This window comes from Microbulbifer maximicatervae (SeqCode), assembly GCF_052467825.1.
On the sequence record NZ_CP174327.1, the window covers coordinates 1,384,729 to 1,397,229 of the forward strand.

Here is a 12,501-nt window from a genome sequence, read left to right on the forward strand (position 1 = left end):
AATTTGTTGTTTTGTATTCCAGCTCTTCTAGAGACAACCAAAATAAATTTGTCACATTATCTTTCAAATGCTAAATATATAGGTTTGCTTATTGTTTTAACGGAGTGAACTGGTGGTCGAAACTTTATCCTTAAACAGCAATATAAAGTCCAATTTAGCTAAATTATTTCTATTACTCTCAGCCTTTAGCAACTTTGTTTATGCAGAGACAACTATATATCAAGGTGACATACTTCATTTTACTTCCGACCCGGCGAAGACTAATGAAGCTTATGAGTATATTGAGGATGGCGGATTAATTGTCAAAGATGGAATAATTGCCGGAATAATTTCTGAAGCAGAAATTTCGGTAAAAAAAAGAGGCGCAGAGATTGTAGATTATCGCGGCAAGTTAATACTTCCCGGCTTTATCGATTCTCATATTCACTATCCACAGACGGGAATGATTGCGGCTCATGGCGAGCAATTATTAGAGTGGCTTAAAGAATACACCTTTCCAACTGAAAGGAAATTTTCCGATGAAGAACATGCAAAGGAGGTTGCAGAGTTCTTTATTAGTCAGTTACTAAAGAATGGCACAACATCAGCACTTGTATTTGGTACCGTTCACCCAGAGTCTGTCGATGCTCTCTTTAAAGTTGCTCAACGGGAGAACATGCGACTAATTGCAGGTAAGGTACTGATGGACCGCAATGCCCCAGAATACCTGCAAGATACACCCGAAAGTGCCTATTCCGATAGCAAGAAGCTGATCGAACGTTGGCATAATAAGGATCGATTGAGCTATGCCATTACTCCAAGATTTGCCCCTACAAGTACTCCTGAGCAGCTTAAGCAGGCAGCTAAGTTACTAGATGAATATCCCGATGTGTATATGCATACCCATGTTTCTGAAAATAAAGATGAAATTAATTGGGTAAAATCATTGTTCCCAGAAGCAAATAGTTATCTTGATGTTTATAACATATATGGATTAAATCGCGACCACTCAGTGTTTGCTCATGGTATTTACCTGGATGACCAAGAGATCGAAAGTATGGCTTCAGAAGGTAGCGCTATAGCTTTTTGTCCAACGTCTAATCTGTTTCTAGGGAGCGGATTATTCCCGCTTAATAAAGCTGAAGAAATCAATGTTGGTGTGGGCTTGGGAACCGATGTAGGAGCCGGCACCAGTTTCTCGATGTTAGAGACTATGGATGAGGCCTATAAGGTAGTTCAGCTACAAAAGTCGATTGGAAATAACAACAATATAAAGACACTCTCTCCGCTAAAAGCTTTTTATCTTGCAACCTTAGGATCTGCAAAAGCATTGGATATCGATGACAAAGTTGGAAACTTTGAAAAAGGAAAAGAAGCAGATTTTATTGTCATTGACTTAAAGTCAACTGATTTAATGAAGTTTAGAATGAAGTCTGTAAATACAATTGAAGAAAAACTATTTGCACTTCAGGTTCTTGGCGACGATAGAGCTATATACAGCACTTATATAATGGGTAATAAAAAATAGTTTATCTGGAGTTTGATATCGCGTGTCCTATTTTTCGATACTCTTCTTGTACTCGCTCTAGATTGTCCACCCCGAGGTAGTAGTCGTCTTTGCCATAAATGCTTTCCCAAACAAACGGATAAATGGCGATAATCTTGGGGTTTGCTATCGCAAAATTATAAGCTTGGCGTGCCTGGCTAATTATTTGTGGTTCTGAAATACTACCGAAACCTCTATTCGATGTTTTAAATGCTCTCGGTATTAAGTAATATTCAACATCTAAATGCGATGTCTTTATCATTAGCTTTTCTACCAATTGTTGCTGGAAGTTTTCTCCTACATAGTAATTTACACCAAGTAAATTATATTTCTTAGGGATTAAATTCTTAAACTTCGATTTTCTCACAGTTTCATTCATAAATGTAATTGCTCTTTTTGCGTTAGGAAAGCTTTCTTTAACTAATTGAGCAATTTCTTCAAGATATAGCTTTAACGTTTGATTACTTAATTTTGAGCGATGGAATGGTTCATCTAACGAATCGAAGGCCATAATTATGTCACTAAACGGCTCAAGTCGCTTCTTTGCTATTTCCCACCGCTCCAAATAATCAGCTCGTTTTCTGAAGGTAGGATAGCCATCGAAAAAGATCGGAGCTAATTGTACCCATACTTTTAATCCATGAGCCCTTGCGGCCTTCATAATACCGATTTCATTGAAATAGACGTCTACAAAAGTAGTAAATTGTGACACCTCAGCAATTTCATCTATAGTCCATCCAGAATGAAAGAATCCAAATTCCACTAAGTGTTCAGGCACAGTGTTTCCTGGGTTTACATATATAGGCGAAGTGATATTTCCATGAAGTAGCAACGCTTTGGGGGACTTTAGATTTTCAGCTGTAGTAGGTTTGTTACTAGTTTTAATAGAGGCTGCAGTCACTACGTTAGAGTTAGCAGTCAAAGGGGCAAACACGAATAGTAAATACGCGACAACTAACATCCATTTCATAGTTGATAGCTTCTTCAATCCATAAACATACAAACATCACGTGTAACTATAGTCGTTAGAAGGTGTGAGCAGGGTAGGGGGGGGAAGAGTCTTTTGGAGTTTTCCAGAAAATTAAAAAAAGCAGCCGAAGCTGCTTTTTTGTCGCCTGAAAACAGGCCTTACGAGTAGGTAAGAACTGTTTACTTACCGGCCGCCTTGCGAATTGCCTGCAGGGTACGCAGACGCGCTTCGGCTTCGGCCAGCTGGGCTGAGATGCGCGCGTAGTCGACTTCGGACGGCGCCTTGTGCAGGGCGTGTTCCGCTTCTTCGCGGGCCTTCTGCGCGGCGTCTTCATCGATCTCACGTTCGGCTACATCAGCGAGGATAGTCACCATATTAGGTTGTACCTCGGCGTAGCCACCGCTGACGAACAGTACTTCCTCTTCACCACCGGGCTTGATGATGCGCACCGGACCGGCTTTCAGAGCGGTGAGCAACTGGGCGTGACCGTAGGAGAGCCCCAGCTCACCTTCGATACCGCTCACAATCACCATCTCTACCAGCCCGGAGAAGAGAGACTGCTCGGCGCTGACAATGTCACAATGTACTGTCATGGCCATAGTATATGCCTCTCTCGATTAGCCCTTGGCTTTGTTGGCTTTTTCCACAGCTTCGTCGATGGTTCCCACCATGTAGAAGGCTTGTTCCGGCATGTGGTCATATTCACCGTTCAGGATGCCCTGGAAGCCACGGATGGTTTCTTTCAGGGAAACGTATTTACCTGGTGCACCGGTGAAGATTTCCGCAACGTGGAACGGCTGGGACAGGAAGCGTTCGATCTTACGGGCGCGGGCTACGGTCTGCTTGTCTTCTTCAGACAGCTCGTCCATACCCAGGATCGCGATGATGTCCTTCAGCTCTTTGTAGCGCTGCAGTACAGACTGTACGCCGCGAGCCACTTCGTAGTGCTCCTGACCAATTACCTGCGGGTCCAGCTGACGAGAGGTGGAGTCCAGCGGGTCAACAGCCGGGTAGATACCTTTAGCGGCGATATCACGGCTCAGTACTACGGTGGAGTCCAAGTGCGCGAAGGTGGTCGCCGGAGATGGGTCAGTCAAGTCATCCGCCGGTACGTATACCGCCTGGATAGAGGTGATAGAGCCAGTCTTGGTGGAGGTAATACGCTCCTGCAGAACGCCCATCTCTTCCGCCAGGGTCGGCTGGTAACCTACCGCAGAAGGCATACGGCCCAGCAGTGCGGATACTTCGGTACCGGCCAGGGTGTAGCGGTAGATGTTGTCGACGAACAACAGTACGTCTTTGCCTTCATCACGGAATTTCTCCGCCATGGTCAGGCCGGTCAGGGCTACGCGCAGACGGTTGCCGGGCGGCTCATTCATCTGGCCGTAAACCATCGCCACTTTGGAGTTGGCTTTGTTTTCCAGGTCAACAACGCCGGATTCAGCCATCTCGTAGTAGAAGTCGTTACCTTCACGGGTACGCTCACCAACACCTGCGAACACGGACAGACCGGAGTGCTCGGTAGCGATGTTGTTGATCAGTTCCATCATGTTTACGGTTTTACCTACACCAGCACCACCGAACAGACCAACCTTACCACCCTTGGCGAACGGGCAAACCAGGTCGATTACCTTGATGCCGGTTTCCAGCAGTTCGGTAGAGCTGGACTGCTCTTCGTAGGTCGGTGCAGCGCGGTGGATAGAGGAGCGCTCTTTCTCACCGATAGGGCCACACTCGTCAATCGGGTTGCCGAGCACGTCCATGATGCGACCGAGGGTTTCCAGGCCAACCGGTACAGAAACCGGAGCGCCGGTATTGCGCACGGACAGACCGCGGCTGACACCTTCGGATGAACCCATGGCAATAGCGCGTACCACGCCGTCACCCAACTGCTGCTGCACTTCCATGGTGAGGTTCTTGTCCTCAACCACCAGTGCGTCGTATACATTCGGAACAGAATCGCGTGGGAATTCCACGTCGATGACCGCTCCGATCACTTGCACAATTTGCCCGTTACTCATTTCCGGATCCTCAGCTTTAAATTCTTTCTAGGCTGACCATTACTGGCAGCGGATTAAACCGCCGCCGCACCGCCGACAATTTCGGACAGTTCCTGGGTAATGGCCGCCTGGCGCGCCTTGTTGTAGACAAGCTGCAACTGATCGATCAGCTCACCGGCGTTATCGGTGGCGCTCTTCATCGCGATCATACGCGCTGCCTGTTCACAGGCTTTGTTTTCAACTACTGCCTGGTATACCTGGGACTCGATGTAGCGAGCCAGCAATCCATCCAGCAATTCAACCGGATCCGGCTCGTAGAGGTAGTCCCACTCGTGCATGAGTTTTTCATCTTCGTCCTTCGGCAGCGGCAGCAATTGCTCAACCTGCGGCTTCTGGGACATGGTGTTGATAAACTCATTGGATACCAGGAACAGGCGATCGATATCGCCTTCTGCGTAACGGTCCAGCATTACCTTAACTGAGCCAATCAGCTGGTTGGCCTGGGGCGCATCGCCCAGATCGCGTACCGCTGCGACAACCTTGCTGCCGATGGCATTAAAGAAACTGGCCGCCTTGTTACCTACCGCGCAGACTTCGACGTCGACACCCTTTTCGGACCACGCCTGCATCTCGCGAATAGCGGCTTTGAACATATTGACGTTCAAGCCACCACAGAGTCCGCGGTCAGTGGATACCAGGATAAAACCGACCCGCTTGGCCTCGCGCTCTTGCAGGTAAATATGCTGGTACTCGGCCGAAGCGTTGGCGACGTGGCCGATCACTGCGCGTATGCGCTGGGCGTAGGGACGCCCCAGTGCCATGCGATCCTGAGCTCTGCGCATCTTACTGGCTGCAACCATTTCCATTGCGGCAGTAATTTTCTGCGTGCTTTTGATGCTGGCAATTTTTGTGCGTACTTCTTTTCCGCCTGCCATAGTGATTTACCTTGTTCGCTGGAAGTTAGATTCCGAAAGAGCGGACACGCCGCTCTCTCGCGCTCTCCAGGGAGTTCTTACCAGCTGCTAGTAGCGACGAACTTCTCGATAGCGGCTTTGAAAGCTGCATCGATTTCGTCGTTGTAGTTACCAGTGCTGTTCACTTTCTCCATCAGCTCTGCGTGTTCGCTGTTCATGTAAGCGAGCAGGGCGGCTTCGAAATCGAGAACCTTGGCAACTTCTACTTCTTTCAGGTAACCCTTGTCGGCGGCGTAAACGGAAACAGCCATGTCCGCGATAGACAGCGGAGAGTACTGTTTCTGCTTCATCAGCTCGGTTACGCGCTCACCGTGATCCAGCTGGGCTTTGGTAGCTTCGTCCAGGTCAGAGGCAAACTGGGAGAATGCCGCCAGTTCGCGGTACTGAGCCAGAGCGGTACGGATACCACCGGACAGCTTCTTGATCACCTTGGTCTGCGCTGCACCACCTACACGGGATACAGAGATACCCGGGTTGATCGCTGGGCGGATACCGGAGTTGAACAGATCGGTCTCGAGGAAGATCTGGCCGTCGGTAATGGAAATCACGTTGGTCGGTACGAACGCAGATACGTCACCGGCCTGGGTTTCGATGATCGGCAGGGCGGTCAGAGAGCCGGTCTTGCCTTTCACTTCACCGTTGGTGAACTTCTCTACGTAGTCGGCGTTTACACGCGCGGCGCGCTCCAGCAGACGGGAGTGCAGGTAGAAAACGTCACCGGGGTAGGCTTCACGTCCAGGCGGACGCTTCAGCAACAGGGAGATCTGACGGTAGGCCCAAGCCTGCTTGGTCAGGTCATCGTATACGATCAGGGCGTCTTCACCGCGGTCGCGGAAGTACTCACCCATGGTACAGCCGACGTAGGGAGCCAGGAACTGCATCGCTGCCGGATCGGCGGCGCCAGCGGCTACTACAATGGTGTGATCCATAGCGCCGTGCTCTTCGAGCTTGCGCACTACGTTGGCAATAGAGGACTGCTTCTGGCCCACGGCAACGTAGACACACTTAACGCCGGTGCCTTTCTGGTTGATGATGGCGTCGATCGCCACAGCAGTCTTACCGATCTGACGGTCACCGATGATCAGCTCACGCTGGCCACGGCCAATCGGGATCATGGTATCAACCGCTTTCAAACCGGTTTGTACAGGCTGGTCAACGGACTGACGGGCAATAACGCCAGGCGCTACTTTTTCTACCGCGTCGGTCAGCTTGTTGTTCAGCGGGCCTTTGCCGTCGATCGGGTTACCCAGCGCGTCTACAACGCGGCCGAGCAATTCCGGGCCAACGGGGGTTTCCAGGATACGGCCGGTACAACGGCACTTCTGGCCTTCAGCCAGAGCCTTGTAGTCGCCCAGGATTACAGCACCAACGGAGTCGCGCTCCAGGTTCAGCGCCATACCGTAAACGCCGCCTTCGAACTCGATCATCTCGCCGTACATCACATCGGCCAGGCCGTGGATGCGGATGATGCCGTCGGATACGGAAACAATGGTGCCCTCATTTTGGGCTTCAGTGCTCACATCGAGATTTTCGATGCGGCTCTTGATGATTTCACTGATCTCAGAGGGATTCAGTTGCTGCATGCTCTGTTCCTCAAGTCCCCGCCGGCTAACGCCAACGGGGAGAGTAATTTAGGAGTTCATCGCCTCGGCGAGCTTGGCCAGACGGCCGCGTACGGTACCGTCGATGACTGTATCACCGGCGCGGATGATCGCGCCGCCCAGCAGGCTCTCGTCCACCGAGCTGTGCAGATGTATTTCGCGTTCAAACTTCGCGCTGAGCTTTTGGCCCAGTGCTTGCGCCTGTGCATCGCTCAAGGCGTGCGCGGAAACAACTTCCACCTCAAGGGTGGCTTCCGCTTGCGCTTTCAGCTCTTCGAACAGTTCGGAAATTTCCGGCAGCAGCTGCAGGCGGTTGTTTTCCGCCAGCAACCGGATGAAGTTCCTTCCGTGCTCGCCGAGTTCGTCTGAACAGATCGACAGGAATTTATCTGCGCGCTCTTCACTGGTGAGCTGGGGATTATCCAGCAGCTCACGCACTTTTTCGTTCTGGCTGACCGCTGCCGCAGTGCTCAGCGCAGTGCTCCAACCACCTAAGTGGGAGGCTTCCTGCGCATAAGAGAATGCAGCTTTAGCGTAGGGCCGGGCCAGTGTGCTGAGTTCCGCCATTGGGTTCCTCGCTTACAGCTCGGCTGCCAGTTTATCGATCAGGTCGTCGTGCGCCTTAGCGTCGATATTGACCGCGAGAATCTTCTCCGCACCCAGGACAGACAGGTCTGCCACACGGCTGCGCAGTTGCTCTTTAGCGCGATTCACTTCCTGGTCGATCTCAGCTTTGGCCGCAGTTTTCAGGCGATCGCCTTCAGACTGAGCCGCTTGCTTGGCTTCATCGAGAATCTGGTTGGCGCGCTTGTTGGCACCATCAATGATCTCGTTAGCCTGATCTTTGGCTTCCTTCAACTGCTCGGCAGCTTTACGCTTGGCCAGTTCCAGATCTTTCTGTGCGTGTTCGGCGTCAGCGAGACCATCTGCGATCTTCTGCTCACGCTCTTTCATCACGCCCAAAAGCGGCGGCCAAACAAACTTCCAGCAAAACCAGACGAAAAACAGGAAAGTAATCGACTGGCCGATTAGAGTCAGGTTGATATTCACTCCGACACCTCTTGCTCTTTAAATAGGGTTAAGGGCAATTGGAACGGCGTAATTAAACCAGACCAGGAGCTACGGCGAAGATCAGGTACATAGCGATACCAACACCGATCATCGGAACCGCGTCAAGCAGACCAGCCATCAGGAACATCTTGCCCTGCAGAGCCGGAGCCTGTTCAGGCTGACGAGCGGAACCTTCCAGCAGCTTGCCACCCAGAGTACCGAAACCGATTGCGGTGCCCAGGGCGCCCAGACCGATCAGCAGTGCACTTGCGATGTAAACCAGACCTAATGCTTCCATTGTGTTCTCCAAATCAAAGTTAAAGAGTTGTTGTAAAGGTCGAAAAAAGGGTTAAAAACTTATTGATCGTGCTCGTGCTCATCGTCGCGATGGTGTGCCATCGCCATGTACACGGTGCTCAATACCATAAATACGAACGCCTGCAGCACGATTACCAGTACGTGGAAGATCGCCCAGCCCATGTGCAGGAGGCCCGCACCAATAAAGCCAAGAACGCCAACGCCAAAGACAATCGCGATCAGGATAAAGATCATTTCACCGGCGTAGAGGTTTCCGAAAAGACGCAGGCCCAGGGAGATCGGCTTGGCGATCAGGGATACTGCTTCCAGCAGGAAGTTCACCGGGATCAGCAGGATGTCAAAGAACAACTTGCCGGTATGGAAAGGGTGCAGAGTCAGCTCTTTAAGGAAGCCGATAGCACCTTTTTCGCGAATACTGAAGAAAATCATCAGCGCAAACACCGCCAGGGCCATACCCAGGGTGGCGTTCGGGTCGGTAGTCGGGACCACTTTAAAGAAGAGGTGATCGTTGCCGGAGATCTTGGCGGCAGCCATCGGCAGCCAGTCCACCGGTACCAAATCCATCAGGTTCATCAGGAAAACCCACACAAAGATGGTCAGAGCCATCGGGGCAACCATGGTGTTGCGGTGGGGGAAGGTTTCCTTAACCAGCTTGTCGATAAAGTCGGTAACCAGCTCCACAAAGCTCTGGAAGCCTGTGGGCTTGTCCACACTGGCCTTCTTGGCTGCGCGGGCAAACAGGAAGCAAAAAATCAGACCAAGGCCGATAGACCAGCCCAGGGTATCTACGTGCAGGGCCCAAAAGCCCATATCCGCAGCTTCCTGGGAGGAATGCGCCATAGTCCAAGTAGACTCATTCAGCACAGTACCGTCGGCGCGGGTATACCCGGCCGGCAGCTTGCCGTAAGTCATGTTTTGCAGGTGGTGTTGGATATACCCCGTCGCGGTTTGAGCTTCGCCTGCCATAGTTCCTCAACAATCGTAAAAGTAAGAATTCTTTTTTCTTATCCACCGGCTAGCGGACCATGCGCGCTACCAAGATCCACTGCACGATTACACAGAGGACGTAGCTGATAAAAAGCGCCGCGGCATTCAGTGGCTTGACGGTGGCAAACACCGCTGCAAAACCTGCCATGGTCAATATAAATTTGCCGGTTTCCGCGCGGTAGAAATTGCCTACCACGCGATGGGCCGCGCGCGCACCGCTATCGCGAAAGGCGCGCCTGCCAAAATATGCTCCGGGCAGTGCACACAGGGCACCGCCGATAAATACGGAGAGCGCAGTCACCGGTTTACCGCTCAAGTGCAGTGCCGCACTGGCCACCGATATCAGCAGAAGCTGTACCGCGGCTATTCGTAATACCGGGGGTTTTGTCATAGACGGGATAAGCCGACTTTTTTTGCGCTGTCCGCCCAAAATTTGGGCGTGCGAATTATGCGGCAACAGCATCGCCGATTCAACCGGCAAATGTCGTCAACTTATTTGATTTTCAGGAGGTTTTGCACGGAATTACTCGCCGCAGTGAGTATTTGCCAACAGTTATTGCGCGCGCCACTAGGACGCGCATTTCCCTGTGGCCTCAGTCCTCGGCGTAACCCAGGTGGGCGAGGATTCCATCCAGCTCTTCCAGAGTGGTGTATTTGAGTATCAGGCGGCCGTTGCCTTTATCGTTGTGATCGATAGATACAGGCACTCCGACTTTTTCTGCCAGGCGCTCAGTCAGGCGACGGATATTGGGGTCGGGCTTCGGTTTTTCCGGTGCGGGGGCAGCCGGCTGTTGTAAACGGCGCACCAGCGCCTCTGTCTGGCGCACGGTAAGGCTGCGCTCGACCACCTGGCGCGCAGCGGAGCGCTGGGTGGCACCGGATAGACCGAGCAGAGCTTTGGCGTGCCCCAACTCCAGATCGCCACGCTCCAGGAAAGTCCGTACCTCTTCACTCAGACTCAACAGTCGCAAAAGGTTGGTTACTGCGGTACGGGATTTGCCCACCGCATCGGCCACTTCCTGCTGGGTCAGCTTGAACTCATCCTGTAAACGCTTGAGGGCTACAGCTTCCTCTACCGGATTCAGGTCTTCACGCTGGATATTTTCAATCAGCGCCATAGCGATGGCAGCTTCATCGGAAACGCTGCGTACCAGTGTCGGCACTTTATCCAGGCCGGCTAATTGGGCCGCGCGCCAGCGCCGTTCACCGGCGATGATTTCATAGCTCTGCTCACCGATACCGCGCACGACGATCGGCTGCATAATGCCCTGGGCGCGTATCGAGTCCGCCAGCTCCTGCAAGGATTCCTGTGGAAAATCCCGGCGTGGCTGGTAGCGGCCGCGCTGCAAAAACTCTATCGGCAATTCCTTCAGCTCACCGTCGACCACGGCGGTTTCGGTTTCAGCTTCACCGGTAGCCTCGGCGATCGCGGTGCTGTTTTTATTGCTGATCAGGTGGGATAAACCCCGGCCCAGTCCTTTGCGTTTGGCGGCCATAGTAATTACCCCTTATACGGCTTCCGCCACAGGGCGGCTTTTCTTATTGGAAGATTGATTGGCGGGATGGCGGCGATTGATTTCGCAAGCCAGTGCCAAGTAGGCAATAGCCCCTTTCGAATGGCGGTCGTAATCCAGCGCCGGCTTGCCGAAGCTGGGAGCCTCTGCCAAACGGACATTGCGCGGGATACAGGTTCGATACAGACGATCGCCGAAAAACTCCTGCAACTGCGCCGACACTTCGCTGGTGAGGCTGTTGCGCGGATCGTACATGGTGCGCAAGATACCCTCGATTTTCAGGTCCGGATTGGCGGCCTGCTGGATCTGGGTGATGGTGTCCACCAGTGCTGACAACCCCTCCAGGGCATAGTATTCACACTGCATGGGAATCAATACGCCGTGAGCTGCACAGAGGGCGTTTACGGTCAGCATATTCAACGATGGCGGACAGTCGATAATCACGTAGTCGTAACGATTACTCACCGCAGCCAGGGCGCGGCGCAGGCGGGATTCGCGGCCCTCCAGATTCAGCAACTCCACCTCTGCCGCAGACAGGTCACCGTTGCCCGGGATCAAATCAAAACCGCTCTCTGTGGATACAATGGCCCGCTCAACGGGTAATTCAGCGGCCAGCACATCGTAACCGGACACCTCCAGGTCACTTTTATCCACACCACTGCCCATGGTGGCATTACCCTGGGGGTCCAGGTCGATCAGCAATACGCGCCGCTTGTTGGCAACCAAAGATGCGGCCAGGTTGACGCAGGTAGTGGTCTTGCCAACCCCGCCTTTCTGGTTGGCCACAGCAAATATCTTGCTCAAGATTCTTGTCCTTTGTTGTTTCCGGGTGCGTTTGCCCCGACGCCGGCTCGGCTTCGGGCGGCGGCTGTTGTGCCCCACGATAGGGGAGCAGGATTAGGCGGGCGACAAACCCGCCAAACTATCATCTTACTCTGTGCGACAGAGCTGAATCATATGTCGCTCACCGTCGCAGCCGGGCACCGACAACCGGTGCACCTGCTCGACCTTAATGCCTTTTGGCAGAGCGCTCAACTCATCCTCAGGCAGCTTGCCCTTCATGGCATAAAAACGACCCTTGGGTGCCAACATATGCTCACTGCCATTGACCATATCTTCGATGGAGGCAAAGGCGCGGGACACCACACCGGCAAAAGGCTGTTCTGGCACAAAGGCTTCTACCCGCTCATTGACTACCGTGATATTGGGCAGGGGCAGGGTGCTGGCCACTTGGAACAGGAAGCGGGTCTTCTTGCCATTGCTGTCGAGCAGGGTGATGGCGCGCTCCGGATGCACAATTGCCAGGGGAATTCCAGGCAGGCCGCCACCGCTACCCACATCGATTAAAGAGCCTTCGCCACAGAGATTTACCACACTGAGGCTGTCGATAATATGGCGCTCCAGCATCTGCTCTGGGTCGCGTATGGCGGACAGGTTGTAGGCACTATTCCAGCGGGCAAAAAGCGCCAGGTATTCCAGTAGCTGATTCTGCTGCCGGTCACTGAGTACCACCGACATCTGTGCCGCCGCCTCTAACAGGCGCGGACGAAACTGTTCCATTG

At 52.5% G+C, this 12,501-nt stretch carries 14 protein-coding genes; 1 reads left to right on the forward strand and 13 read right to left on the reverse strand.

What is annotated here, in order from left to right:
• The first annotated feature begins 112 nt into the window (after positions 1 to 112).
• Entirely contained in the window at positions 113 to 1,507 is a 1,395-nt protein-coding gene (gene guaD, locus ACJJII_RS06195) for a guanine deaminase (protein WP_444918639.1), read from the forward strand.
• A 1-nt stretch (position 1,508) separates the two neighbouring features.
• Here the strand turns inward: guaD and ACJJII_RS06200 are convergent, their stop codons facing one another.
• The 13 genes from ACJJII_RS06200 to rsmG form a co-directional block, all read right to left on the reverse strand.
• The gene (locus ACJJII_RS06200; RefSeq protein WP_444918640.1) at positions 1,509 to 2,495 is read right to left on the reverse strand and encodes a hypothetical protein; all 987 of its coding nucleotides are present in this window, start codon (positions 2,493 to 2,495) and stop codon (positions 1,509 to 1,511) included.
• Positions 2,496 to 2,674: 179 nt separating this feature from the next.
• A complete protein-coding gene (locus ACJJII_RS06205) occupies positions 2,675 to 3,094 on the reverse strand; it encodes a F0F1 ATP synthase subunit epsilon (RefSeq protein WP_108735087.1) in 420 nt (139 codons plus the stop codon).
• A gap of 18 nt (positions 3,095 to 3,112) precedes the next feature.
• Positions 3,113 to 4,516 (reverse strand): F0F1 ATP synthase subunit beta, encoded by a 1,404-nt coding sequence (gene atpD, locus ACJJII_RS06210; protein ID WP_282930574.1) that lies wholly within the window; start codon positions 4,514 to 4,516, stop codon positions 3,113 to 3,115.
• A gap of 53 nt (positions 4,517 to 4,569) precedes the next feature.
• The gene (atpG, locus tag ACJJII_RS06215) at positions 4,570 to 5,430 is read right to left on the reverse strand and encodes a F0F1 ATP synthase subunit gamma (protein ID WP_282930573.1); all 861 of its coding nucleotides are present in this window, start codon (positions 5,428 to 5,430) and stop codon (positions 4,570 to 4,572) included.
• A gap of 77 nt (positions 5,431 to 5,507) precedes the next feature.
• Complete coding sequence (atpA, locus tag ACJJII_RS06220; RefSeq protein ID WP_108735090.1) at positions 5,508 to 7,052, reverse strand: F0F1 ATP synthase subunit alpha; 1,545 nt, start codon at positions 7,050 to 7,052, stop codon at positions 5,508 to 5,510.
• Positions 7,053 to 7,100: 48 nt separating this feature from the next.
• The gene (locus ACJJII_RS06225; RefSeq protein WP_108735091.1) at positions 7,101 to 7,637 is read right to left on the reverse strand and encodes a F0F1 ATP synthase subunit delta; all 537 of its coding nucleotides are present in this window, start codon (positions 7,635 to 7,637) and stop codon (positions 7,101 to 7,103) included.
• A gap of 12 nt (positions 7,638 to 7,649) precedes the next feature.
• A complete protein-coding gene (locus tag ACJJII_RS06230) occupies positions 7,650 to 8,120 on the reverse strand; it encodes a F0F1 ATP synthase subunit B (RefSeq protein WP_282930571.1) in 471 nt (156 codons plus the stop codon).
• Between the two features lie 52 nt (positions 8,121 to 8,172).
• Entirely contained in the window at positions 8,173 to 8,418 is a 246-nt protein-coding gene (gene atpE / locus ACJJII_RS06235; protein ID WP_020413895.1) for a F0F1 ATP synthase subunit C, read from the reverse strand.
• 59 nt (positions 8,419 to 8,477) lie between these two features.
• A complete protein-coding gene (atpB, locus tag ACJJII_RS06240) occupies positions 8,478 to 9,404 on the reverse strand; it encodes a F0F1 ATP synthase subunit A (protein ID WP_282930570.1) in 927 nt (308 codons plus the stop codon).
• Between the two features lie 49 nt (positions 9,405 to 9,453).
• On the reverse strand, positions 9,454 to 9,816 hold the full coding sequence (locus ACJJII_RS06245) for an ATP synthase subunit I (protein ID WP_282930569.1): 363 nt from the start codon (positions 9,814 to 9,816) through the stop codon (positions 9,454 to 9,456).
• 202 nt (positions 9,817 to 10,018) lie between these two features.
• The gene (locus ACJJII_RS06250) at positions 10,019 to 10,921 is read right to left on the reverse strand and encodes a ParB/RepB/Spo0J family partition protein (protein WP_444906807.1); all 903 of its coding nucleotides are present in this window, start codon (positions 10,919 to 10,921) and stop codon (positions 10,019 to 10,021) included.
• 12 nt (positions 10,922 to 10,933) lie between these two features.
• Positions 10,934 to 11,743: a ParA family protein gene (locus ACJJII_RS06255; protein ID WP_444895610.1), complete on the reverse strand. Its 810-nt coding sequence runs from the start codon at positions 11,741 to 11,743 to the stop codon at positions 10,934 to 10,936.
• A gap of 126 nt (positions 11,744 to 11,869) precedes the next feature.
• Positions 11,870 to 12,499: a 16S rRNA (guanine(527)-N(7))-methyltransferase RsmG gene (rsmG, locus tag ACJJII_RS06260; protein WP_444895609.1), complete on the reverse strand. Its 630-nt coding sequence runs from the start codon at positions 12,497 to 12,499 to the stop codon at positions 11,870 to 11,872.
• Between the last annotated feature and the right edge of the window lie 2 nt (positions 12,500 to 12,501).